We start from the raw sequence: 24,423 nt of genomic DNA on the forward strand, positions 1-24,423 counted from the left end.
GCATGAGCAATCAGCAGGATGACGCGCAACCCGCGCGTCGTCGTTTATTAAAAGGGTTAGGCTTGCTGGGAGGCGCGGCGGCGTTAGGCGGCGGTTGCCCGTTTCATGCTGCCGCCGAAAGCTTTTCTCCCGGCACGGTGACACCCAATGCGCGCCAGCAGGTGCAACCGTTTTATGGTCAGCATCAGGCGGGCATCATTACGCCACAGCAGGCATCAATGATGCTGGTGGCGTTTGACCTGTTGGCCAGTGACAAAGCCGATCTGCAACGCTTGTTCAGATTGCTCACGCAGCGTATCGCCTTCCTGACTACGGGCGGGCCCGCGCCAGTCGTCACAAACCCGCAACTACCGCCAATGGATTCAGGCATTTTAGGGGCGCAGATTGCGCCTGATAACCTTACCATCACCGTTTCGGTAGGCACGTCGCTGTTTGATGAACGCTTTGGTTTAGCTGCGCATAAACCAAAAAAGTTGCAGGTCATGACGCGCTTTCCTAACGATTCGCTCGACGCGAATCAATGCCATGGCGATTTGCTGCTGCAAATTTGCGCCAATACTCAGGATACGGTGATTCACGCGCTGCGCGACATTATCAAACACACGCCCGATCTGCTCGGCGTGCGCTGGCGGCGTGAAGGCTTTATCTCAGATCACGCCGCACGCAGCCTGGGCCAGGAGACGCCGATCAACCTGCTGGGTTTTAAAGATGGTAGCGCTAATCCCGATAGTCATGACGCTGCGTTGATGAAGCAGATGTTATGGGTCACTGATGACCAGGATGAACCCGCATGGGCGCGCAACGGCAGTTATCAGGCGGTGCGTATCATCAGTTTCCATGTGGAAATGTGGGACCGTACACCATTGGGCGAGCAGGAGACCATTTTTGGGCGTGAGAAGCTGAGCGGGGCGCCGCTGGGCATGAAGCACGAACGCGATGTGCCGGATTACAGTCGCGATCCTGACGGTGAAGTCATTGCATTGGATGCGCATATCCGTTTGGCCAATCCACGTACCCCTGAAACTGACAGCAGTTTGATGCTGCGACGCGGTTACAGCTATTCAGCCGGCATCTCTGCTTCTGGTCAGTTAGAAATGGGCCTGTTGTTTGTCTGTTATCAGCACGATTTAGAGAAAGGGTTTATTACGGTACAGAACCGGCTGAATGGCGAAGCGCTGGAAGAATATATTCGTCCGATCGGTGGCGGATATTTTTATGTTTTGCCCGGCGTTGCTGATGAGCATCATTATTTAGCGCAATCGCTACTTGAAGCCTGATAGCATTTTAGCCACCACCTTCTGCTGCGCCGTCGGCAGGAGGTTTCTCGTCTTGCATCTGCCTTCTGAGTTTATTCAGGCAAAAATTTACGGATTCTCCTAATTTTTCCCAATAAAGATGAATATGGTAACTAACTGTTAAATATACTTAATTTAATTTAAATACGTAAATTTCTTACCCCGAATTACGCAATTTCTTTGCCGTCAGGTAAAATTAGAGTTGCAAACCCACGTGAAGATGATGCAATTTAATCCTTAAGCGTAATCAGACGTGTTGATGTATCACACTGGAGTTCGCGCATGGGTCGAACCTTATATGGACAGCTAAATGTAATTACCGCATCGCAATTTTTTGCGAGGGCTAATTTTCCCCTTGAACTCCACTTCTCTGACCTTTTCTTTCCAAATCGAATTCTTCGTTGTCCGGTGTACAGCAATGCTGTTGCGCTGCTGCATACCTTTCTTCATGGTCATCACGGCTTACAAGGAAGCCAATCAAAACCTCTAAAGCGTTCACGTAATCGCAAAGGGCCAATAGCCTGGAGCGGGAAATGAAACCAACTGTAAGGTGCCACTATGGGAAGACAGAAAGCAGTGATCAAAGCGCGTCGAGAAGCCAGACGAGTGCTTCGCAATGACTCTCGCAGTCATCGTCAGCGTGAAGAAGAATCGGTCACTTCGCTGGTGCAAATGGGTGGGTTAGATTCAATTGGCATGGCACGCGATGCGCGTGACCGGGGGCCAATTGAAGCTCGAAATGAAGCTCAGGCGCACTATCTCAACGCCATAGAAATGAAACAGCTGATCTTTGCAACTGGTGAAGCAGGTTGCGGTAAAACCTGGATCAGCGCCGCGAAAGCGGCTGAGGCCCTGATTCATAAGGATATCGACAGGATAATCGTCACGCGCCCGGTGCTACAGGCGGATGAAGATCTGGGGTTCCTCCCCGGAGATATCTCAGAGAAATTCGCTCCGTACTTCCGACCGGTTTATGACATTCTGGTTAAACGTCTTGGCGCATCCTTCATGCAATATTGTCTGCGTCCAGAAATCGCCAAGGTAGAGATCGCGCCATTTGCTTATATGCGCGGACGTACCTTTGAAAATGCGGTCGTTATTCTGGATGAGGCGCAAAACGTCACCGCCGCGCAGATGAAAATGTTTCTTACACGCCTTGGCGAAAACGTCACGGTAATCGTTAACGGTGATATTACCCAGTGCGACTTGCCCGCTGGGGTGCCTTCCGGTCTCGCAGACGCGTTAGCGCGTTTCGAAGAGGACGAGATGGTTGGCATTGTCCGTTTCGGCAAAGGGGATTGTGTACGTTCGGCGCTCTGCCAGCGTACGCTGCATGCTTACAGTTAGTCGTTGATTGTACTAGAGTTCGATTGAGTTGATGTAGCGCAAAACCCGGCTTCGGCCGGGTTTTTTTATGCCTTTATTATAAAAATAAAACGCAAAAAAAAATGCCTGAACAGATGTTCAGGCATTTCTTTGAAATGTTGGCGGTGAGAGAGGGGTTCGAACCCTCGATACGTTGCCGTATACACACTTTCCAGGCGTGCTCCTTCAGCCACTCGGACACCTCACCACATTTTTTTGTTAACCGCGCTGGGTCAACGGGGCGGTACTATAGGGATCAGGCATAAAACGGTCAAGCACTATTTTTCTCTTTTCTTCTATTCGCTTAAGCTCTGAACGAATCGCTGTAGCGCTGCGCAGCTTGCTGATTTTGTCATCAAAATGACATCCTGCCGACACAAAAATATCACCAAACCGTCGCAAACTTAGCGCCTGAAATCTCTGGTAATTATTGCTCATAAGGAAAGACAACATGACTCAGGCTCGCTTATTGACGGTTTCTCTGCTCACCAGCTTACTCGCCACCTCCGCCATTGCTGAAACAAATACCTATTCTCGCGCAGCACAAGGGGATCTCAGTCAGCACGGCGGAGCCCGACGTTTAACTGGCGATCAGACTGAAGCGTTGAAAGCATCGTTACGTAATACCACCGCGAAAAACGTGATTTTACTGATTGGCGATGGCATGGGTGATTCAGAAATCACTGCTGCGCGTAACGTAGCAGAAGGGGCGGGCGGTTTTTTCAAAGGCATTGATGCGCTCCCGCTTACCGGACAATACACGCACTATTCACTGGATAAGAAAACCCATAAACCAAATTACGTTACCGATTCAGCAGCCTCAGCCACTGCCTGGGCAACCGGCACCAAAAGCTATAACGGCGCAATTGGCGTAGATGTGAATGGCAAAGATCAGGTCACGCTGTTGGAGTTGGCGAAAGCGGCGGGCAAGGCAACCGGTAACGTTTCGACCGCTGAGTTGCAGGACGCGACACCCGCCGCGCTGATGGCGCATGTCACGTCACGTAAATGCTACGGGCCGGAAAAAACCAGCGAGCTTTGCCCGACTAACGCGTTAGAACAGGGCGGTAAAGGCTCGATTACCGAGCAGATGTTGAAAACGCGGCCGGATGTCACCTTAGGCGGTGGCAGCAAGAGTTTCAATGAGGTGGCGAAGGCGGGTGATTATCAGGGGAAAACACTGAATGAGCAGGCCCAGGCGCTGGGCTATCAAATGGTCAATGACTGGCAAGGGTTGACCCGTATTACTACCGCCAACCAGCAGAAACCGCTGCTTGGGTTGTTTTCTGCGGGCAACATGCCTGTGCGCTGGCAAGGGCCAAAAGCCAGCTATCACGGCAATATTGATAAGCCAGTAGTCACCTGCGAAGTGAACAAGGATCGTCCGGTCGCAACACCTACGCTGGCGCAGATGACCTCGAAAGCCATTGAATTATTGAAAACCAATGAGAATGGCTTCTTCCTGCAAGTAGAAGGCGCTTCCATTGATAAGCAGGATCACGCGGCGAATCCTTGTGGTCAGATTGGTGAAACCGTTGATTTGGATGAAGCGGTACAGCAGGCGCTGGCATTTGCGCGTGAAGAGGGCAACACGCTGGTAGTGGTGACAGCGGATCATGCACACAGCAGTCAGATTGTTGAAAATGGCACTAAGGCACCAGGCTTGACCCAAGCCGTTAATACCAAGGATGGCGCGATTATGACCATTAGCTACGGCAACTCAGAAGAAGATTCGCAGGAGCATACCGGTTCACAATTGCGTATTGCAGCTTATGGGCCACATGCAGCAAACGTAGTGGGTTTAACCGATCAGACGGATCTGTTCTTTACGCTGCGTGATGCGATGGCGTTGAAGTAAGGCCGGGCAGCACCGCAATGAGCATAGTGCAGTGTCTTCCTCCCCCTTTATGGGGGAGGAACGAGGTGGGGACAGCGCACACCTCATAAAAAACGCGCTCTCCCGAAAGAGTGCGCGCCTCAATCAAAAACCACTGCGTCGAAAAACTACGCTTTCACGCGGTTAGCAAAACTTTTACGCAGCTTCTGCAATTTAGGTGGGATCACCGCCATGCAATATCCATTGCGCTGACCGGCTCCTTCCCAGTAATCCTGATGATACGCTTCGGCGGGATACCACTCTTTCAGCGGTTCAATGGTGGTCACCACCGGCACGGAATGATCCGCTTGAGCACGCTCAATGGCAGCACGCGCTTCCGCTTCCTGTTCTGCATTAGCAGGGAAAATTGCTGAACGATACTGTGTGCCAATATCATTGCCCTGACGATTAAGCTGGGTCGGATCGTGAGTCACAAAGCTAATATCCAGCAGGTCACCATAACTCACTTGCTCTGGATCGAAACCGATACGAATCGCCTCTGCATGACCGGTTGCGCCGCTGCAGACTTGCTCGTAGGTGGGATTGGGACGTGCGCCACCGGTATAACCACTTTCAACGGACTCAACGCCAATCACATCCTTAAATACCGCTTCGGTACACCAAAAACAGCCGCCTGCGATCACTGCGTATTCGATTGCCATAATGCTTTACTCCTGTCAGGTCGAAAGGAAACAGGTGGGGGCGCGGTGCGCGCATTTCAACTAAATCAGCATCTCTGGCTTAAAATCCTTGCTCTTATCCAGCATCTTATCGCCCATGATGGTGAAGCGGCCTTCACCGGTGTAGTGCAGCGTCGTGGGAAATTCGGGCTGTTCCGCAACGTGCGCTTTAACGATTTCAAAGATAAACAGGTTGTAGTTATCGACCATGGAATCGTCGTAAAGCTGACATTCAAAACTGGCAAAACACTCAGCAATTAATGGCGCACCTACGCTGTGTGCCGGTTCGGCTGTTAAACCAAAGGCATCAAACTTATCGAGTTTATCGCCATGGCTGTTTCCGATAGCCACAACTTTATCGATGAGTTCAGCCGTAGGGAGATTCAACACGCATTGCCCACTGTTACGGATCAGTTCGTGGCTAAAGTTCATGCTGGATATCATGCAGCCCACCAGCGAGGGAGAAAACTCCAAAACGGTATGCCAGCCGAGCGTCATGATGTCGCTCTGCTCCTCGAACTGCGAACTCAGCAGCAGCACCGGTCCAGGTTCAAGATATTTACGTGCTTTGCTCACGGGGAAGGTGTATTTGTGCATTCGTTGACTCATGGCTGCGCCTCTTTGATCAGAACCTAGCCATTAAGTGTAGAAGCCAAAAAAGAAGGCGGCTGAGCCGCCTGATTAAGATGTGATTAACCCCGCGTCAGAACGAGCGACCGACGCAAGACTGAAGAGGCGCAGCACGAATAAGCTCAATGGCCTGTTGTTTATCAGTTGCCAGGCCGTAACGTTGTTTTACTGGCCTAAGGTTTCCTTAATCTCCCGCTGGGATACTCTCCTCACTGTATAAAGGAGAGAACCATGAAACAGATTATTAATTCCACCAGCGAGATGGCGACACTGCTGTTTAGCCTGTTGGTTATTGTCGCTTTCCTTCACATTTGGTTTACGGCTTAACCTGGGGTGGCAGACTAAACTTCACCCATGCCCGGCAGCCTGAAGTGTGACGGCGATTCTCCAGGAAAAACTGACTTTTATGTAGCTGAACGATGCGGCTGACGATGCTCAATCCCAATCCAATGCCGCCATAACGACTGTCCATCCGAATAAACGCTTTGCTGAGTTCGCCACTTTTACTTTCATCTATGCCGGGACCTTCATCTTCAACAATCAATGAAGGATGCGGCGCGTGGGTCACTTGCAGAGTAATGGTGCTGGCGTGCGGGCTATAACGATGTGCATTTTCGACTAAATTACGTAACAGCATTTTCAATAGCGTGGCATCGCCACGAACAAACACTTCCTCTGCGACAACCAGCTTTAGCGACTGCTGATGAACCGCCAGCATGGTGCTGAGTTCATTCTCCATCGGCAGGACCACATCCTCAATTAACCCCACGTTTTGATAAGTACCCGACGTAAAAGATTGACCGGCGCGCGCCAGTTGCAGCAGTTGCGTCACGCTGTTGGTCATCTGATCAAGTCGCTGTAACAGCGGCTGCACGTTGATGTGGTTTTTGCGTTCAATCAACTCCAGATGCAGTCGCAACCCCGCCAGCGGGGTACGCAGTTCATGCGCCACATCCGCCGTAAAAAGCCGTTCTCGCTCGAGGCTGGTGGTCAGACGTGAAACCAGCTGGTTTATCGCCTGCGTCACGGCATTGATTTCGCGTACCGAACTGTCAGAGCGAAGCGGATCAAGATCTTCTTCGCTACGCTGTTCCAGCTGGCGTTGTAATTCTGAAAGCGGGCGGGTAATCCATTTCACCGCTTGATAGCAGAGCAGCAGCGTCATAATGATCATCACCAGGCTTGGCACCGCCAGGCTGGCGACGGCTTCATGAACCTCTTTCTCAACATGGCGATTCATGTTGCGATTTTCCAACGTCGCTTCAACCAAAAACTGAATTTGCTCTTTGCTTTCATGCCAGAGCCAGGCAACGCTAATCAACTGGCAAAACAGCAAAATTAATCCAATCGCCAGCAATAACCGAAAACGCAGCGTACTGCCGTTGTGCTGCTTAATAACGTTTCTCATTGGGTCTCATTGTGTTTAAGCGGCTGCACCAGCGCATAGCCGAAGCCTCGCACCGTGCGGATGGCGCCTTTGCCGATTTTGTCGCGCAAATTATGAATGTGGACTTCGAGTGTGTTGGTTGAAGGCTCGGTCTCAAAGTTATAGATATCCTGATAAAGGATCTCGCGGTGTACCGGGTTGCCCGCTTTAAGCATCAGTCGTGACAGGATGGCGAACTCTTTTGGCGTCAAATCCAGCAGCTGTTCGGCAAGATGGATTTGCCGGTGTGTCATATCCAGCGTTAAGTTGCCGACCTGAACCTGGCTGTCACCCTGGTTCACATGGCGGCGGATCAGTGCCCGAATACGCGCTAACAGCTCATCAAGAGAAAAGGGCTTGATCAGATAATCATCAGCGCCCGCATCCAGCCCTGCAATGCGCTCACTGATGCTGTCGCGGGCGGTCAAAATCAGCACAGGCACTCTTTTTTTCTGTCGGCGCAGACGCAGTAAAAAGTGCAGACCATCTTCATCGGGCAAGCCCAAATCCAGCACCAGCAGACTATACATGCCGCTAGCGAAATGCGCTTCAGCGTCACGTACCGTGGAAACGCCATCACACACGTAACCTTCGCCTTCCAGCGCTAACATTAAACCCTGCAACAGCAGGGCATCATCTTCCACGATCAGAATCTTCATTTCGGTGTACTCCGACACATCGTCAAAATGTCATCCGCGGGCTTATATTCATGCGTGGCGGTGCCGGTTAATCCCAGCACGGTAGAAAACAGATTATCCTGCGAAAAATCATCTGTCGCCGCCAGTTTGCTCAGGCAAGACGCATTCACGCCATAACGATGCTGATAATCATCCGATAACCACAGCAGCATCGGAATATGCTTTTGTGTTGATGGCGCAATCGCATAGGGCAAACCGTGCAGATAGGCGCCGTTTTCACCCAATGATTCCCCGTGATCGGAAAGGTAAACCAGGCTGGTAGTGAACTGCGATTGATGCGCACGCAACAGTCCGATCGCCTTATCAACCACGTGATCAACATACAGCAGGGTGTTGTCATAGGTATTCACTAACTGCTGCTGCGAACAATCCTGAATCTGATTGGTTTCACAGGTTGGTGTGAACTGACGAAACGACGGCGGATAGCGATGATTATAGGTCGGGCCATGGCTGCCAATGGTATGCAGCACGATGATGCCGTTGCCTTTGAGCTGATCAATGTACTGCTCCAAACCATGAAACAGCACGTCGTCATAGCATTCACCTGCAATGCACATGCCGGGTAGATTCAGGCTGGTCATATCCTGATGCGGTACGCGATCGCAGGCACCTTTACAGCCGCCATCGTTTTCATTCCACAGCACGCTGATCCCGGCGCGTTGAATAATATCCAGTAAACCTTCCTGATGGCTGGCCAGCGTTTCGTCATAATGCGCGCGCGGCATATTGGAAAACATGCAGGGTACCGACACCGCGGTTGCGGTTCCGCAAGAAACCGTGTGCGGGAAATAGATCACCTGATCTTTTGCCAGCAGCGGATTAGTTTGACGAGCGTAACCGGACAAAGAGAAGTTATCAGCCCGCGATGTTTCCCCTACGATCAAAATCGTCAGGTTCTTTTTTCCGCCTATCATTTGCGGTTGCTGGTGGGCGTCTTCACCAATCCTCACCAGCGGCAAATTCTCTAATTGATGGTGCCGGTAATAGGAGAGCGAGGCGGCAATGCTGTTGGAAGGGCTCAGCGCTTTAACCAGTTCGCGATGATTACGAAACAGTGAGGCGTAATCTTTATAGAACAGCAGGGCGACTAACAGAATGAGCGCGGTAGAGAGCGCAATACTGATCAGGCGATAGAGCAAACTTTTCCAGTAAACGGCCGGTTTTTTAATGCGTACCAGAAAAGCCAACAGCGCCATCAGGCCACCCGTCAGCAGCAACGCAAACAACAATTGAGGCGTTATCAGGGCATAGCTTTCAGAAACGGTGGTGTCCAGCATGTTCACGATCATCGAACGGTCAACAATGATGCCGTAGGTCTGGATGAAATATTGCGCCGAAGCCGATAACAAAATGAACAGCGCAATGACAACGCGGTCCAGCCACAGAAAGGAAGCCAGCGTGACAACGATGTTGATCACACTGAAAGCGACCAGCGGCATGGAAACAAACACCAGCACCGCATGAAGATCTGTCAGCGGCAATATCGCCAGTACCTGCCGGTAATAAGCAATGTTGAGGAAAACTGAAATATAAACAGAGAACAGAATAAGAAAAGTCAGGCGGTTTAGCACTGGCCTTTTCAACGGCAGCAAGGACATGGAAAGCACCAGATAATCAATAATGTGCAAGAGGTTGCCGATTTAAGATTAGGAAAACCTTAAGAAGCTTAAGCTTTGGCAATTAACGTCATGGGGTTGCTGAACGGTTTACTTTTGGTGGGGATATCACGCGTTCAAAAAGCGTTGCCTGAAGCAAAGAGTGGGGCACTGCTACCGTTAAAGATTGATACCGTTCTCCATTTCGAAAAATTCAAAAAATAAGCGTAGCGGCTGGCACAACATATGCATATTTGTGGCAAAAACCGACTTAGCGTCTACACTTTACGTCACGATGTATTTTTACAAGATGGCGTTATCAGCAAAAACGTATGCGTTTAAGGAGCGTGACTCATCATAACGGTGTGGTTTTTGGTTCTCCCTCCTTGCCCCCCGAATTGGCCTTGTGTCACCCCTGTTGCTGGTTTCCCCCTCTTTCAGAGACATCCTCTGGTTTTTAAGTCATCACGCGGTTAGCGTTGATAACCATTTTTTACAAGCAAATTGGAACAAAGGAGAAGACACGTGACCCAAGCGGCAAATCACTCTGCCACGTTACCGTCATTGAGCGGCGGTCTGTATGCCTTCTTTTTTGATGTAGATGGCACGCTGGCAGCGATTCAGTCCCGGCCAGAATCTGTGTTCATCCCTGCTAACGTCATTGATCAGCTGCAGCAGCTCTCGTCGCTCTGCAACGGCGCATTAGCGCTGGTATCAGGACGACCTATTGCGCAACTTGATGCTTTATCCGCACCGTTAAAAACGCCTGCAGCGGGCGTACATGGTGCCGAACGGCGTGACTCACAAGGCGAATTTCATCGGATTACGTTGCCGGTAGAAGTGGAACAAACGTTACGAGAAGAGTTACAGCACGCCATGGCGCAATGGCCAGGAACGCAGCTTGAGAGTAAAGGCATGGCCTTTGCACTGCATTATCGTCAGGCGATGCAGCATGAACAGGATGTGATGCGTTTGGCTGAACAATCGGTGAAACGCTTTCCAGGACTGGCGCTTCAGCCAGGGAAATGTGTCGTCGAGATCAAACCGCAAGGCATAGATAAAGGCGCGGCCATTCGCGACTTTATGCAAAAACCCCCTTTTACCGGACGCATTCCGGTATTTATTGGTGATGACCTGACGGATGAGAAAGGATTTCTCACGGTAAACGCCATGCAGGGTATTTCCGTTAAGGTTGGCGAAGGCGCAAGCCAGGCGCGCTATCGACTAGATGATGTCGATGCCGTCTACGGCTGGCTGGAGCGCAGTTTATTACAATTAAAACATGACAACGTCGGTAAGGAGTTTAGGTTATGAGTCGTTTAGTGGTTGTTTCTAACCGTATAGCTATTCCTGATGGGTCAAAATCCAGCGCAGGCGGCTTGGCTGTCGGTATTCTTGATGCGTTGAAAAGCACCGGCGGCCTGTGGTTCGGTTGGAACGGTGAAATTAGCGAATTTTCTGGTGAAGAAGAAGATGATACTGCCCAAGTGGAACACGACGGCATTACTTACGCCTCTTTTCCACTGAGTCAGAACGACTATGATCTTTATTATTGCCAGTTTTCTAATACTGTCATTTGGCCCGCTTTCCACTACCGTCTGGATTTAGTCCAATTTCAGCGTGAAGCTTGGGACGGATATTGTCGGGTTAATGAAGAAGTTGCCCAGCGTTTAAAACCGCTGATTAAACCAGACGATATATTATGGATTCACGATTATCATCTGCTGCCTTTTGCTGCGGCTCTGCGCAAAGCGGGAATTAAAAACCGCATCGGCTTCTTCTTACATATTCCATTCCCTACGCCAGAGATCTTTAATGCACTGCCGCCGCATCAGGAATTGCTGGAAATGCTGTCTGAGTATGATCTGTTAGGTTTCCAGACTGAATCAGATCGCGTGGCTTTCCTCGACAGCATGAGTCAGCTCACTCAGATGCAAAATAAAGGCAATAATTTGCACCGTGCCTTTGGTAACACCTTTATGACCGAGGTGTACCCAATTGGTATTGAGCCGGACAGCATTAAAGAGATGGCAGAAGTGCCGCTACCGCCAAAAATGGCGGCGATGAAGCGCGAATTAGGCGATGCACGCAATATCATTGCCTGTGAACGTCTCGACTATTCCAAAGGTTTGCCAGAGCGTTTTCTGGCCTACGAAGCGCTGCTGGAAAATTTCCCAGAACACCGCGGCAAGATTCGTTATTCGCAAATTGCGCCTACCTCACGCGGTGACGTGCAGGCGTATCAGGACATTCGTCATCAGCTGGAAACCGAAGCCGGCCGTATCAACGGTAAATACGGTACGCTCGGCTGGACGCCGCTCTATTACCTCAACCAGCACTTTGATCGCCGTCTGTTAATGAAAATCTTCCGTTTAACGGATGTCGGTCTGGTTACGCCGCTGCGTGATGGCATGAACCTGGTGGCAAAAGAGTACGTAGCGGCGCAGGACCCTGATGACCCGGGTGTGCTGGTGTTGTCGCGTTTCGCTGGCGCCGCTAACGAACTGACATCTGCCCTGATCGTAAACCCTTACGATCGTGATGAAGTGGCGGCTGCACTCGATAGAGCCATTACGATGCCGCGTACTGAAAGGATTTCGCGCTACAACGACATGATGGCGGTGCTACGTAAAAACGACATTACCGCATGGCGTGAGCATTTCCTGAAAGATTTAGAAAGCCTCGCATCGCGCGATGATGAACAGGCATCAGAGAACAAAGTGGCAGCTTTTCCTAAGCTTGCTTGATTGATCTCAACAGCAGCACGCCAGGGACGGCATGCTGACACACTTTGCCCGGGTTAATCGGCTACATATCCTTCACTTTCCCTCTCTAACGCCTACTAACGTGACTAAACAATTAATAAGCGCAGCGAGATAATTTAGCTGCACTTTAGCTAAATAGCCTTCTGTCGCGTCTTTATCGCCATTCATACGCTTTTTTCTGCCCGATCCCTAAAGTTTTTACTACCAGCGCCGATAGTTCTTACGCACAAATATATACATTCCACGATTCATTCACTCTGCTTATGTAACCCATTGTTACATCTGCTGTCTTACGCTAAACACTCATGCCCGACTGTTAACGTTTCGTTGCCTGAAAGCAGGAAAACCCCGCACCTTGCCTTAACGCTTCCATTACTCACACTGCGTAACATTACCTATAAGTGATTAATTTAAAAGAAAATTACTTGAGGGTTCTTTGGCATATTATTCTACTTATACTGTTTACGGTGGTCTTAAATAGGGCATTAAAACCATTAACACAGATAAAAGATCGCCTTAACTTCTCCCTCTGCAAAATAGAGTGCGAAAAGTCTTAATAAAACCTTTGAAAGGACTAATTAAGGCGTTTATAAGGTAAATTTGTACAAAAAGTAATCAACTGGTTGGTGATGGTGAAGCGTTACTGAAGAAATTTGCCTTAAAAGTGTGATCTACGTCACACTTTATCTAAAATTTCACGGGAGTGTCGTTGTATGTAGAAATCAGACGATATAGATTTGCCTTGTTTTAAGAATAGTCTTAAAAAATGTAAGAAGACGTCACGGAAGATGGTTACAAACTCAAGAATAAAATGGCCTGGAGTTTTGACTTTAGACTGGTTCGGTTTCTCCAAAGAAACGAGACAGACTTCAATGACCATATGCTTTAAATGATTTTATTTTTGCCATCTTTAGATTTACCAACCAGCAGCTCGATACGCAGATATATATTTGCGGAAGTGTTTTGTCGCATCTCTCAGGATGGAAAAAATGGGCACATCTGAATTACTAAAACATATTTACGATCTTAACTTGTCATATTTGCTGCTTGCGCAGCGTTTAATAAACCAGGAAAAAGCGTCTGCAATGTTTCGCCTTGGTATTGATGAAAAGATGGCTAATGCTTTATCTGAATTAACGTTGCCAGAAATGGTTAAATTAGCAGAAACGAACCAATTGATTTGTCAGTTTCGCTTTTCCGACAGCACGCACATTAATCGCCTGACGCAAGAATCTCGTGTGGATGATTTACAACAAATTCATACGGGTATTTTATTATCCAGCCGTTTATTGCGTAATGCGTCTAAAGATGACGCGCCTGCTAAGAAGAGGGCGATGTAATGTCTGAGAAAAGTATTGTTCAGGAAGCACGTGATATTCAGCTCGCGATGGAGCTGATCACGTTGGGTGCTCGCTTGCAGATGTTAGAGAGCGAAACCCAGCTAAGTCGTGGTCGCCTGATTAAGTTATATAAAGAGTTGCGCGGCAGCCCACCGCCAAAAGGGATGCTGCCTTTTTCTACCGACTGGTTCATGACCTGGGAACAAAATATTCACGCGTCGATGTTCTGTAACGCCTGGAAGTTCCTGTTGAAAACCGGTTTGTGCAGCGGCGTTGATGCCGTCATTAAAGCGTACCGTCTCTATCTTGAACAGTGTCCGCAAGCAGACGAGGGCCCGCTGTTGGCGCTCACGCGCGCCTGGACCTTGGTACGATTCGTTGAAAGTGGCATGCTGGAATTAACAGACTGCAAATGCTGCAATGGTAGCTTTATTAACCATGCGCATCAGCCTGTTGGCAGCTTTGTATGCAGCCTTTGCCAGCCGCCATCACGTGCCGTAAAAAGACGTAAACTTTCTGCAGATACTGCCGATATCTTTCCACAACTGCTGGATGAACCGGTTAAACACGCCGTTTAAGTTTGTTCGCACTGTGGAAGCCATCCAGCAGCGGTTAATACCGCTGCTTTTTTTTTGCTTCCGATTTGCTAACAACCATTGCGGCTTTCTGGCTTAACTTCCCCAACACGTTACGGACGTAAGGAATTTTTGTGCTGATAATTTTGGGTTATATCGTGGTGTTAGCGTCCGTGTTGGGCGGCTACGCGCTGGTAGGCGGCCACTTGGGCGCGCTTTATCAACCCGCTGAATTATTAATGATCGGCGGAGCCGGGTTAGGGGCCTTTTTGGTCGGTAACAATGGCAAGTCTATTAAGAAGACCTTAAAAGCGCTGCCGCTATTAATGCGGGGTTCTAAATATAACAAAGCCATTTATATGGATTTAATGGCATTGCTGTACCGCCTGATGGCGAAATCACGCCAGCAAGGCATGTTATCGCTGGAAAGTGATATTGAAGATCCCAGTCAGAGTGAAATTTTTGCTAATTATCCGCGCATTTTAGCCGATAAGCAGCTGGTGGATTTTATTACTGATTATTTACGTCTAATGGTCAGCGGCAACATGAACGCGTTTGAAATTGAAGCGCTGATGGATGAGGAAATTGAGACCTACGAACACGAGTGTGACGTACCGGCTCAAAGTATAGCGGCGATAGGGGATGGCTTACCGGCATTCGGCATCGTGGCCGCGGTGATGGGAGTGGTGCACGCATTGGCTTCAGCCGATCGTCCGGCAGCCGAGTTAGGTGCGTTAGTGGCCCACGCCATGGTCGGCACCTTCTTGGGGATTCTGTTGGCGTATGGCTTTATTTCACCGCTCTCTTCGGTGCTGCGTCAGAAATGTGCTGAATCAACCAAGATGATGCAATGCATCAAAGTGACGTTGCTCTCAAGCCTGAACGGGTATGCGCCGCAAATTGCCGTGGAGTTTGGTCGTAAAACCTTGTACTCGGCTGAACGTCCCTCTTTCAGTGAACTGGAAGAGCACGTGCGTAACGCGAAGAACCCGGCGAAACAGACTTCGGATCAGAGCTCATGAATAACGGCAATCGCCCAATTGTGCTGGTTAAAAAGCGCAAGTCTCACAAACATGAAGGAAGTCATGGCTCGTGGAAAATTGCCTATGCCGACTTTATGACGGCGATGATGGCGTTTTTTATGGTGATGTGGCTGCTTTCAATCGCTAGCCCAAAAGAGCTGGTGCAGATTGCCGATTACTTCAAAACGCCCCTCAAAGTGGCGTTAAGTGGCGGGCCACGTAGCAGCGACAGCGTTAGCCCGATTCCGGGTGGCGGTGAGGATTACACCCAGAAAACCGGTGAAGTCAAAAAAGAACCGAATCTGGATGGGGAGAAACGCAAGCTGGATGACATTCGTCTGAATCGCCTGCGCGAAAAACTCGACCAGCTGATTGAGGCCGATCCGCGCCTTAAAGCGCTGCGTCCGCATTTGATTATCAACATGGTGGAAGAAGGGCTGCGCATTCAGATCATCGACAGCCAAAATCGACCGATGTTTAAAACCGGCAGCGCCGAAGTAGAACCTTACATGCGCGATATTTTGCGCGCCATCGCGCCGGTGCTAAATGACATTCCTAACCGCATTAGTCTGGCCGGGCATACCGATGATTTTCAATATGCTGGCGGCGATCGGGGATACAGCAACTGGGAGCTTTCAGGCGATCGTGCCAACGCTTCCCGTCGCGAATTAGTGGCTGGCGGCCTCGACAGCGGCAAAATCTTGCGCGTGTTGGGCATGGCCGACACCATGAAATTGAAAAACCGTGGCGGCAATGACGCTGTTAACCGCCGCATTAGTTTACTGGTGTTGAACCACGACACCGAAGCGGCAATAGAAAAAGAAAACGCAGAAAGTGATGCCGTCCAGATCAGCGATCCGGCGGCAATTGAACAGATTACCGCACCGCCAACACCAGAAGGCAGCGCGGTGAATACAGCAGCCCCGTCACAACCGAGGTGATCCCGTGAGCATGGACATCAGCGATTTTTACCAGACGTTTTTTGATGAAGCCGATGAGCTGTTAGCGGATATGGAACAACACCTGTTGGGACTTGATCCCCAGGAACCAGACTCCGAACAGCTTAACGCCATCTTCCGCGCCGCCCATTCTATAAAAGGCGGAGCCGGTACTTTTGGCTTTACGGTATTACAGGAAACCACTCATATCCTGGAAAACATTCTGGATGGTGCTCGTCGCGGCGAGATGCAGCTCAGCACCGACATCATCAACCTGTTTTTGGAAACCAAAGATATTATGCAAGAACAGCTCGATGCCTATAAAACCGCGCAAGAGCCAAACGCGGAAAGCTTCAAATATATCTGTGAAGCGTTACGCCAGCTGGCGTTAGAGGCAAAAGGTTTACCGGCCAACGTCGCTGTGCCCGCTGCTGCTGCGCCCGTCGAGGTTGCACCAAGCACCGGTGGGTTGCGTGTCCAGTTAGTCGATCTCAAAGAGCGCGAAGTCGATTTGATGCTGGAAGAGATGGGCAACCTCGGCACGTTAAGTAACGTGCAGAAGGGCAGCAACTCTCTGGAAGTCAATATTGACGGCGTCGGCAAAGATGACATCGTTGCGGTGCTCTGTTTCGTGATTGATGAAGCGCAAATTCGTTTCCCTGAAGCGGCTCAAGCGGCTCAAGCGGCTGAAGCGCCAACCAGCGCACCGGTCGTTGCCGCACCTGTTGTGGCAGCCGTTGAAACCGCGACCGTGACAGACATTCCGGTTGCGGCTAAACGCGAAAGCAAGCGCGTTGCTGCGCCCGCCAAAGCCAGCGAATCCAGCAGCATTCGTGTTGCGGTTGAAAAGGTCGATCAGCTGATTAACCTGGTCGGTGAACTGGTGATTACCCAGTCGATGCTGGCACAGCGTTCCGGTGAACTTGATCCTGTCGCACATGGCGATTTGCTGAACAGCATGGGACAGCTGGAGCGTAACGCCCGCGACCTGCAAGAGTCGGTGATGTCGATTCGTATGATGCCGATGGAATATGTATTCAGCCGCTTCCCGCGACTGGTGCGCGATCTTGCCAGTAAGCTGGGCAAGGAAATCGAGCTAACGCTGCTTGGAAGTTCAACTGAACTCGATAAGAGCCTGATCGAACGCATTATCGATCCGTTAACCCACTTAGTGCGTAACAGCCTCGATCACGGTATTGAAACACCCGAAAAACGTCTGGCTGCAGGCAAAGTGACCACCGGTAATTTAACACTGTCGGCGGAACATCAGGGGGGCAATATCTGCATTGAAGTCTCTGATGATGGTGCTGGTCTGAACCGTGAACGTATTCTCGCTAAAGCGCTCTCTTCTGGCCTGCCGGTCAGCGAAAACATGAGCGATGAAGAGGTCGGCATGCTGATCTTTGCACCCGGCTTCTCTACCGCTGAGCAGGTGACCGATGTGTCCGGGCGCGGCGTTGGCATGGACGTGGTGAAACGTAATATCCAGGAAATGGGTGGCCACGTTGAAATCGCGTCGAAGCAGGGCAAAGGCACCACCATCCGTATTTTGCTGCCGTTGACGCTGGCGATCCTCGACGGCATGTCCGTTCGCGTCGCTAACGAAGTGTTCATTCTGCCGCTTAATGCGGTAATGGAATCGCTCCAACCGCGTGCCGAAGAGCTGAAACCGTTGGCGGGTGGCGAATGCGTGCTGGAAGTGCGCGGTGAATATCTGCCGCTGGTGGAATTGTGGAACGTATTTGATGTGCGGGGCGCGAAAACCGAAGCGACACAAGGCATCGTCGTTATTCTGCAAAGCGCCGGCAAGCGTTATGCGCTGCTGGTGGATCAACTGATTGGTCAACATCAGGTCGTCGTGAAGAATCTGGAAAGTAACTATCGTAAAGTGCCGGGCATCTCTGCGGCCACCATCCTTGGCGATGGTAGCGTGGCGCTGATCGTGGATGTTTCTGCGCTGCAATCACTCAACCGTGAAAAACGTGTGGCTGGCGCTGCCGCCTGATTGATAAAGAAAGGGTAAATAACATGACTGGAATGGCAACCGTGACAAAAATCGTTGGCGAAACCGTCGGCCAGGAGTTCCTGGTCTTCACGCTGGGCGATGAAGAGTACGGCATTGATATCCTCAAGGTTCAGGAAATTCGTGGTTACGATCAGGTAACACGTATTGCGAATACGCCAGAATTCATCCGTGGCGTCACCAACTTGCGTGGCGTAATCGTGCCGATTATCGATCTGCGCGTGAAGTTTTCCCAACCGGATGTGGAGTACAACGACAACACGGTAGTGATCGTGTTGAACCTGGAAAACCGCGTAGTGGGTATCGTGGTTGACGGCGTGTCTGATGTGCTGTCATTAACGCAAGACCAAATTCGTCCTTCACCAGAATTTGCCGTGACCATGTCTACCGAATACCTGACAGGGCTTGGCGCACTCGGCGATCGCATGCTGATTTTGGTCGACATCGAAAAGTTGCTGAGCAGCGATGAGATGGCGTTAGTGGATGGGCTGCGCGCCTGATTCTGCAATCACGGATCGGCCTTTGGTCGGTCCGTGATATACCCGTCCTACTTCAAGTCGCTGATGCGTTGGCTGCTCTTATTCACCCAAATTACTGACTTTGGTCAGCTCATTGGGGGTCACTCGTTTGCCGCCTTCCAGCGATTCGAATGATATAGGGTATAGTTCATTACTGAAACATTCACTTATAAATCAAATAATAATAGTTATCCTCTCTCTAATTTCTTCTCTCTGCTTGCCGATAATTCGTTCGTCTTTTATTACACATTTTTTCAGGGTCAATCATGTTATCAAAAATCCGTGTTGTAACCAGTTTACTGCTGGTGTTACTGATGTTCGGCTTGTTGCAGCTCATTTCCGGCTCAATTTTTTATAAAGCGCTAAGCCACGATAAGCAGAGTTTCGCGGTGTCGCAGTTAGCGAGCAAAAATACTGATGCGCTAAATGATGCCTATATGAACCTTAACCAGAGTCGCGTTGCATTGACTCGCGTTCAGCTTCGTATGGCAACTAGCAAACTGTCCGGTAAAGAGGCCGATGTTGAAGCATTGTTTAGCGACAGCCAACGTTTTCAGGAGCGTGGCGCTAGCTTCTATAAAACCTTTAAAACCACGCCAGATACGCCGGGACAAAATGCCCAGCTCAATAATCAGCTGGATGAATCCTACGCCGCGTATGCTGCTGCGTTAGGTCAACTGCATTCAGCGTTGATGGCTGAAGATATGGACGGCGCGGCTAAAGCGCCCGTTGCACCGAGCCAGAGCGCTTTCCTGAAAATTTATACCGACTGGCGTACCGATCAAAACCGTCTGACCGCTGCGGGTGTCGAAGAAAACGCCCATGCTTACGATCGCATGTTAGGGATCCTCGGTCTCATCACAGCGCTGGTTATTATTATTATTGCGTTGTGTTGGGTCGGGATGCGCCGCGTGCTGATCAATCCGCTAAACAGCAATATCACCCATATCCAACACATTGCTCAGGGTGATTTGACCCAATCTATTGTGGTGGAAGGGCGCAATGAAATGAGTCAGTTAGCCGCGAGTCTGCATGAGATGCAGCAGTCGCTGGTGCGCACTGTGAGCAACGTGCGCGACGGTTCAGATGCCATTTTTACGGGCGCGAGCGAAATCTCAGCCGGTAACAACGATCTCTCTGCGCGTACAGAGGAACAGGCCGCTTCGCTGGAGCAAACCGCTGCCAGCATGGAGCAACTCACCGCGACCGTGAAGCAGAATGCTGAAAATGCACGTCAGGCATCCAAACTGGCGCTGAGCGCCTCAGAAACTGCGCAGAAAGGCGGTAATGTGGTGGATGGCGTGGTGAAAACCATGAGCGATATCGCCGGAAGTTCCAAGAAAATTGCGGATATTACCAGCGTGATCGATGGCATCGCCTTCCAGACTAATATTCTGGCACTGAACGCTGCCGTAGAAGCTGCGCGTGCTGGAGAGCAGGGACGAGGTTTTGCCGTAGTTGCCGGTGAAGTGCGTAATTTGGCCCAGCGCAGTGCGCAAGCCGCAAAAGAGATCAAAAGCCTGATCGAAGATTCTGTGAATCGTGTTAACACCGGTTCTGCCTTAGTGGGCACTGCAGGCGAAACCATGAGTGATATCGTCAGCGCGGTAACGCGCGTCACCGATATCATGGGTGAAATCGCGTCGGCGTCAGATGAGCAAAGTCGCGGTATTGATCAGGTAGGTCAGGCGGTAACAGAGATGGATCGCGTGACCCAGCAGAATGCCTCGCTGGTAGAAGAATCGGCTGCTGCAGCGGCTTCCCTGGAAGAGCAGGCCAGCCGTTTGAGTCAATCGGTTGCGGTGTTTAAAGTTCGCCGCGAGCAGGCTGTTCAGACGTTAACTAAGCCGATCCCGAGTGCTGCGCCTACGTTGAATACACCGCGTAAAGCATTGACTACGCCGGTTAATGATACGAACTGGGAAACGTTTTAAGCATTCTCTTTAGTACCGTGATGCGGGATTTTACACTCGCATCGCATTCAACATCCCGTGCTTTTCAGACGAAAAGCACGGGCCACTGCGTAAAGATGGCATAAACAGCGCCCTGTGGCGGACGCTTTACGCCGCGACCGAGCTTCCCACCTTCATAACCGCAATGTGCCGTTTGTTTTCAACATGTCAGCTCACGCCTTCCCTGAACGCATTACCCATCCCGCCGCAAATACCCACACAAAATTAACGACTACTTAGATTAATTACAAAAGTCAGTTGTTTTGTAAAACAGGGAAAACCTACTAACAAATCCCATTTCAGCGCCGATATAGCCGCTGCACCTTAACCAATTTTCCGGGGAAAAAGATGTTGAAACGAATAAAAGTGGTGACCAGCCTGATCGCAGTCTTGGTGATTTTTGGCGCTTTACAGTTACTTTCGGGCAGCCTGTTTTGGTCGGCTTTAAACAAAGATAAAGAAGCCTTCGCACTGTCGCAAATCTCAACACGTAACGTCACAGCAATGAGCGATGCATGGATCGAACTTAACCAGACGCGCACTGTGCTCAACCGCGCGATGTTGCGTTTGCAAACCAACATGGCGTCGAAAATCAACGGCGGCAATCTAAATGACCTGATTAATCAGGCAAAACAACAGCTGGCAGTAGCCGATCGCTCTTTCCAGGTTTATTACAACTTACCGGGTACGCCAGGGTTCGATAACGTTATACGCGATCGCCTTGAGGCGGATTACGCAAATTACCATGATGGCTTAAAAGCGATGCTGGAACGTTTGCAGGCCAACGATCTGGAAGGGATGTTCAAACAGAACATCGAACAGAAACAGAACGACATGAAAGTCAGCTACAGCGAATGGCGTGCAAAACAGACTGAGCTTTCTGAGCAAGGTTTATTACAGAACCAAAAAGCCTTTACGCAGATGATGTGGTTGCTGGGTATTGTGGCGGCCTCGGTGATTGCGGTAATCGCTGCATGCTGGTTTGGTCTGCGTCAGGTTTTGATTCAGCCGCTGCATCGGGTGCTGGAGCATATTCGCGCTATCGCTGCGGGCGATTTAACTCAACCGATTAGCGTGGAAGGGCGCAATGAAATGAGCCAGCTGGCGGCAGGTTTACAGGAAATGCAGCAGTCGCTGATGAACACCGTCAGTGATGTGCGCGACGGCTCTGACGCAATTTTTACCGGTGCGAGCGAAATCGCGGCAGGAAATAACGACCTTTCTGCGCGCACCGAAGAGCAAGCGGCCTCGCTGGAGCAAACGGCTGCCAGCATGGAACAGCTTACCGCAACGGTAAAACAGAACGCCGACAACGCCCGTCAGGCCTCGCAATTAGCACTGACGGCATCTGAAACGGCACAGCAGGGCGGCAAAGTAGTAGATGGTGTGGTCAGTACCATGAAAGAGATTGCCGGCAGTTCGAAGAAAATCGCCGACATTATTAGCGTGATTGATGGCATTGCTTTCCAGACCAACATCCTTGCACTTAACGCGGCAGTAGAAGCGGCTCGCGCCGGTGAGCAAGGCCGGGGTTTTGCCGTGGTGGCCGGTGAAGTACGCAGTCTGGCGCAGCGCAGCGCGCAGGCAGCGAAAGAGATCAAAGGCTTGATCGAAGACTCGGTTTCCCGCGTCAATAGCGGTTCGTTACAGGTGGAAAGCGCCGGTAGCACCATGAGTGACATCGTCGGCGCGGTGACTCGCGTAACCGACATCATGGGTGAAATCGCCTCTGCGTCTGACGAGCAGAGTCGCGGCATTGAGCAGGTGGGCCAGGCGGTGACTGAAATGGATCGCGTGACCCAGCAAAACGCCTCGCTGGTTGAACAATCTGCGGCGGCGGCGGCGGCACTTGAACAGCAAGCCAGCGCATTAACGCAGGCCGTTTCGGTGTTTAAAACGGTTCGCACATAACCTCGGTATCTCCTTTCGGCGGCGGCGGGTCCAATCCGTGCCGCCGCACATAAAGTTCCCTTCACTCGCGCCGATAAACAGAAGTGAATCGCAACCAATGAGGTGTTTATGTTTAGTCGAGTACGAGTTGTCTCCGGCCTGCTGTGCGTGCTGGCATTATTTGCCTTGCTACAGCTGTTTTCCGGGGGAATGTTTTTCAAAACGGTAAGTTCTGACAAAGAGAACTTCGCTTATAACCAACGTCTGAGCACCTTACAGCAGGCGATGGGCACCTCATGGGTATCACTGGTTCAGGCACGTAACACCCTGAACCGTGCCGGGATCCGCTATCTGCAAGATGCACAAATGTCCGGTTCCGGTGCCAGCGTTAAAGAGTTAGTGGCGCTGGCCAGCAGCGAATTAAAACGCGCAGAACAGGGCTTCGATACCTTCAACGCCAACCTGTCAGAAAAAGGCAAAACCGCAGAAAACGTGTTGACGCTGCAAGCTAACTACAAGGCGTATCACGATGCGCTGGCTGAGCTGATCGTGTTTTTGAACAGCGGCAACTTCAAAGGATTTATTGACCAGCCTACGCAAAGTTACCAGGACAAATTCCAGACAGATTACGACGCGTGGATGCGTTACAACCTGGTGCTCGCCAAGCGCGGTGTGGAAGCCAATAACGACGCTTATCAACGTTCTATCTCTATCGTGATTGGCACATTGTTCGTCACGCTGTTGGTGATTGTGCTGGTGTGGAATGTGATGCGCAGCGTACTCATTCGCCCGCTGAAACAGAGCATGGAACATATTCAGCATATTGCGCGTGGTGATCTGACTCAGTCCATCGACGTTACCGTGCGTAACGAAATCGGTGAATTACTGAGCTCATTGCAAAATATGCAGCAAGAGCTGGTGCGCACTGTACGGACGGTGCGTGATGGTTCCGATGCGATCTATACCGGTGCCAGCGAAATCGCCGTAGGTAATAACGATCTCTCTTCACGTACCGAGCAACAAGCGGCCTCGCTGGAGCAGACCGCTGCCAGCATGGAGCAGCTGACCGCGACGGTGAAGCAGAACGCGGAAAATGCGCGTCAGGCTTCGCAACTGGCCCTTAATGCCTCCGAAACCGCGCAGCAGGGCGGCAAAGTAGTGGATGGCGTGGTCACTACGATGAAGGAAATCGCCGGTAGCTCGAAGAAAATCGCGGACATTACCAGCGTGATTGATGGTATCGCCTTCCAGACCAACATCCTCGCCCTGAACGCCGCTGTGGAAGCCGCTCGTGCCGGTGAACAGGGTCGTGGCTTTGCGGTGGTTGCCGGTGAAGTACGCAGCCTGGCGCAGCGTAGTGCGCAGGCTGCAAAAGAGATCAAAGGGTTGATTGAAGATTCCGTGAGCCGCGTTAATACCGGTTCGGTGCTGGTGGAAAGCGCTGGCGACACCATGAGCGAGATCGTCAGCGCGGTGACGCGCGTTACCGACATCATGGGCGAGATCGCCTCTGCGTCTGACGAACAAAGCCGCGGTATCGACCAGGTTGGCCTTGCCGTGACTGAAATGGACCGCGTCACGCAGCAGAACGCCTCGCTGGTTGAAGAGTCCGCAGCGGCGGCCGCAGCCCTGGAAGATCAGGCCAGCAACTTAAAACAAGCCGTATCAGTGTTCAATATTGGTAAAGAATTTGTCGCCCAGGCCGTTAACAAGACAACGGCGCCAAAAACTCTCCGATTGGATGCGCCGCTGACGGTTGCCCGTCAGTCTGGTTCTCGTAGTGACGATAACTGGGAAACCTTTTAATCGCCTGGATGGCCCAGCCCTGAAACAGG

The 24,423-nt window shown here is 50.8% G+C and carries 20 protein-coding genes and 1 tRNA gene; 14 read left to right on the forward strand and 7 right to left on the reverse strand.

Features of this window, described 5'->3' with window-relative positions:
- The first annotated feature begins 2 nt into the window (after positions 1–2).
- Together efeB and phoH are read left to right on the forward strand one after the other, a co-directional pair.
- Positions 3–1,277: an iron uptake transporter deferrochelatase/peroxidase subunit gene (efeB, locus tag MUG06_RS03195; protein ID WP_243077698.1), complete on the forward strand. Its 1,275-nt coding sequence runs from the start codon at positions 3–5 to the stop codon at positions 1,275–1,277.
- Between the two features lie 576 nt (positions 1,278–1,853).
- The gene (phoH, locus tag MUG06_RS03200; RefSeq protein ID WP_215846568.1) at positions 1,854–2,642 is read left to right on the forward strand and encodes a phosphate starvation-inducible protein PhoH; all 789 of its coding nucleotides are present in this window, start codon (positions 1,854–1,856) and stop codon (positions 2,640–2,642) included.
- A 138-nt stretch (positions 2,643–2,780) separates the two neighbouring features.
- On the opposite strand, the gene MUG06_RS03205 is transcribed toward phoH, so the two are convergent.
- Both MUG06_RS03205 and MUG06_RS03210 read right to left on the reverse strand, forming a co-directional pair.
- A tRNA-Ser gene (locus MUG06_RS03205) sits at positions 2,781–2,868 on the reverse strand.
- Positions 2,869–2,879: 11 nt separating this feature from the next.
- Positions 2,880–3,098, reverse strand: a complete 219-nt coding sequence (locus tag MUG06_RS03210) for a hypothetical protein (RefSeq protein WP_243077699.1) — start codon at positions 3,096–3,098, stop codon at positions 2,880–2,882.
- 13 nt (positions 3,099–3,111) lie between these two features.
- On the opposite strand from MUG06_RS03210, the gene phoA reads away from it, so the two are divergent.
- Positions 3,112–4,518 carry an alkaline phosphatase gene (gene phoA / locus MUG06_RS03215; protein WP_243077700.1) on the forward strand — a complete coding sequence of 469 codons (1,407 nt, stop codon included), beginning with the start codon at positions 3,112–3,114 and terminating at the stop codon, positions 4,516–4,518.
- A gap of 146 nt (positions 4,519–4,664) precedes the next feature.
- On the opposite strand, the gene msrA is transcribed toward phoA, so the two are convergent.
- The 5 genes from msrA to eptA form a co-directional block, all read right to left on the reverse strand.
- The gene (gene msrA / locus MUG06_RS03220) at positions 4,665–5,198 is read right to left on the reverse strand and encodes a peptide-methionine (S)-S-oxide reductase MsrA (protein WP_215846570.1); all 534 of its coding nucleotides are present in this window, start codon (positions 5,196–5,198) and stop codon (positions 4,665–4,667) included.
- 60 nt (positions 5,199–5,258) lie between these two features.
- A complete protein-coding gene (locus tag MUG06_RS03225; RefSeq protein WP_215846571.1) occupies positions 5,259–5,825 on the reverse strand; it encodes a flavin reductase family protein in 567 nt (188 codons plus the stop codon).
- A 337-nt stretch (positions 5,826–6,162) separates the two neighbouring features.
- Positions 6,163–7,254: a two-component system sensor histidine kinase PmrB gene (gene pmrB, locus MUG06_RS03230; protein ID WP_215846572.1), complete on the reverse strand. Its 1,092-nt coding sequence runs from the start codon at positions 7,252–7,254 to the stop codon at positions 6,163–6,165.
- On the reverse strand, positions 7,251–7,931 hold the full coding sequence (pmrA, locus tag MUG06_RS03235; protein WP_243077701.1) for a two-component system response regulator PmrA: 681 nt from the start codon (positions 7,929–7,931) through the stop codon (positions 7,251–7,253). Before pmrA ends, pmrB begins: the two co-directional genes overlap by 4 nt.
- Positions 7,928–9,568 carry a phosphoethanolamine transferase EptA gene (gene eptA / locus MUG06_RS03240; RefSeq protein WP_243077702.1) on the reverse strand — a complete coding sequence of 547 codons (1,641 nt, stop codon included), beginning with the start codon at positions 9,566–9,568 and terminating at the stop codon, positions 7,928–7,930. The genes pmrA and eptA overlap by 4 nt, the downstream gene beginning before the upstream one ends.
- Positions 9,569–10,090: 522 nt before the next feature.
- Here eptA and otsB point away from each other — a divergent pair.
- From otsB to MUG06_RS03295, 11 genes are all read left to right on the forward strand, one after another.
- The gene (gene otsB, locus MUG06_RS03245; protein ID WP_243077703.1) at positions 10,091–10,879 is read left to right on the forward strand and encodes a trehalose-phosphatase; all 789 of its coding nucleotides are present in this window, start codon (positions 10,091–10,093) and stop codon (positions 10,877–10,879) included.
- Entirely contained in the window at positions 10,876–12,312 is a 1,437-nt protein-coding gene (otsA, locus tag MUG06_RS03250; RefSeq protein ID WP_243077704.1) for an alpha,alpha-trehalose-phosphate synthase, read from the forward strand. Before otsB ends, otsA begins: the two co-directional genes overlap by 4 nt.
- 1,007 nt (positions 12,313–13,319) lie before the next feature.
- Positions 13,320–13,670 carry a flagellar transcriptional regulator FlhD gene (flhD, locus tag MUG06_RS03255; protein WP_215846575.1) on the forward strand — a complete coding sequence of 117 codons (351 nt, stop codon included), beginning with the start codon at positions 13,320–13,322 and terminating at the stop codon, positions 13,668–13,670.
- Complete coding sequence (flhC, locus tag MUG06_RS03260) at positions 13,670–14,248, forward strand: flagellar transcriptional regulator FlhC (RefSeq protein WP_215846576.1); 579 nt, start codon at positions 13,670–13,672, stop codon at positions 14,246–14,248. The genes flhD and flhC overlap by 1 nt, the downstream gene beginning before the upstream one ends.
- Positions 14,249–14,379: 131 nt before the next feature.
- Positions 14,380–15,267, forward strand: a complete 888-nt coding sequence (gene motA, locus MUG06_RS03265; RefSeq protein ID WP_215846577.1) for a flagellar motor stator protein MotA — start codon at positions 14,380–14,382, stop codon at positions 15,265–15,267.
- A complete protein-coding gene (gene motB, locus MUG06_RS03270; protein ID WP_215846578.1) occupies positions 15,264–16,208 on the forward strand; it encodes a flagellar motor protein MotB in 945 nt (314 codons plus the stop codon). The genes motA and motB overlap by 4 nt, the downstream gene beginning before the upstream one ends.
- Positions 16,209–16,218: 10 nt before the next feature.
- Positions 16,219–18,210: a chemotaxis protein CheA gene (gene cheA / locus MUG06_RS03275; RefSeq protein ID WP_243078490.1), complete on the forward strand. Its 1,992-nt coding sequence runs from the start codon at positions 16,219–16,221 to the stop codon at positions 18,208–18,210.
- A gap of 23 nt (positions 18,211–18,233) precedes the next feature.
- Positions 18,234–18,728: a chemotaxis protein CheW gene (gene cheW / locus MUG06_RS03280; RefSeq protein ID WP_215846579.1), complete on the forward strand. Its 495-nt coding sequence runs from the start codon at positions 18,234–18,236 to the stop codon at positions 18,726–18,728.
- Between the two features lie 284 nt (positions 18,729–19,012).
- Positions 19,013–20,680, forward strand: a complete 1,668-nt coding sequence (locus MUG06_RS03285; RefSeq protein WP_215846580.1) for a methyl-accepting chemotaxis protein — start codon at positions 19,013–19,015, stop codon at positions 20,678–20,680.
- 366 nt (positions 20,681–21,046) lie between these two features.
- Positions 21,047–22,609, forward strand: coding sequence for a methyl-accepting chemotaxis protein (locus MUG06_RS03290; RefSeq protein ID WP_243077705.1), 1,563 nt, complete (start codon positions 21,047–21,049; stop codon positions 22,607–22,609).
- 108 nt (positions 22,610–22,717) lie between these two features.
- Positions 22,718–24,394 carry a methyl-accepting chemotaxis protein gene (locus MUG06_RS03295; protein ID WP_243077706.1) on the forward strand — a complete coding sequence of 559 codons (1,677 nt, stop codon included), beginning with the start codon at positions 22,718–22,720 and terminating at the stop codon, positions 24,392–24,394.
- The last annotated feature ends 29 nt before the right edge of the window (positions 24,395–24,423 follow it).

This window comes from Pantoea sp. MQR6 (genome assembly GCF_022761075.1).
Lineage (GTDB): Bacteria > Pseudomonadota > Gammaproteobacteria > Enterobacterales > Enterobacteriaceae > Pantoea > Pantoea phytostimulans.

Bases quoted from the DNA above. Each gene is read 5' to 3' on its own strand.
- efeB (WP_243077698.1), top strand. From the start codon at position 3: ATGAGCAATCAGCAGGATGACGCGCAACCCGCGCGTCGTCGTTTATTA.
- phoH (WP_215846568.1), top strand. From the start codon at position 1,854: ATGGGAAGACAGAAAGCAGTGATCAAAGCGCGTCGAGAAGCCAGACGA.
- MUG06_RS03210 (WP_243077699.1), bottom strand. From the start codon at position 3,098: ATGAGCAATAATTACCAGAGATTTCAGGCGCTAAGTTTGCGACGGTTT.
- phoA (WP_243077700.1), top strand. From the start codon at position 3,112: ATGACTCAGGCTCGCTTATTGACGGTTTCTCTGCTCACCAGCTTACTC.
- msrA (WP_215846570.1), bottom strand. From the start codon at position 5,198: ATGGCAATCGAATACGCAGTGATCGCAGGCGGCTGTTTTTGGTGTACC.
- MUG06_RS03225 (WP_215846571.1), bottom strand. From the start codon at position 5,825: ATGAGTCAACGAATGCACAAATACACCTTCCCCGTGAGCAAAGCACGT.
- pmrB (WP_215846572.1), bottom strand. From the start codon at position 7,254: ATGAGAAACGTTATTAAGCAGCACAACGGCAGTACGCTGCGTTTTCGG.
- pmrA (WP_243077701.1), bottom strand. From the start codon at position 7,931: ATGAAGATTCTGATCGTGGAAGATGATGCCCTGCTGTTGCAGGGTTTA.
- eptA (WP_243077702.1), bottom strand. From the start codon at position 9,568: ATGTCCTTGCTGCCGTTGAAAAGGCCAGTGCTAAACCGCCTGACTTTT.
- otsA (WP_243077704.1), top strand. From the start codon at position 10,876: ATGAGTCGTTTAGTGGTTGTTTCTAACCGTATAGCTATTCCTGATGGG.
- flhD (WP_215846575.1), top strand. From the start codon at position 13,320: ATGGGCACATCTGAATTACTAAAACATATTTACGATCTTAACTTGTCA.
- flhC (WP_215846576.1), top strand. From the start codon at position 13,670: ATGTCTGAGAAAAGTATTGTTCAGGAAGCACGTGATATTCAGCTCGCG.
- motB (WP_215846578.1), top strand. From the start codon at position 15,264: ATGAATAACGGCAATCGCCCAATTGTGCTGGTTAAAAAGCGCAAGTCT.
- cheA (WP_243078490.1), top strand. From the start codon at position 16,219: ATGGACATCAGCGATTTTTACCAGACGTTTTTTGATGAAGCCGATGAG.
- cheW (WP_215846579.1), top strand. From the start codon at position 18,234: ATGACTGGAATGGCAACCGTGACAAAAATCGTTGGCGAAACCGTCGGC.
- MUG06_RS03285 (WP_215846580.1), top strand. From the start codon at position 19,013: ATGTTATCAAAAATCCGTGTTGTAACCAGTTTACTGCTGGTGTTACTG.
- MUG06_RS03290 (WP_243077705.1), top strand. From the start codon at position 21,047: ATGTTGAAACGAATAAAAGTGGTGACCAGCCTGATCGCAGTCTTGGTG.
- MUG06_RS03295 (WP_243077706.1), top strand. From the start codon at position 22,718: ATGTTTAGTCGAGTACGAGTTGTCTCCGGCCTGCTGTGCGTGCTGGCA.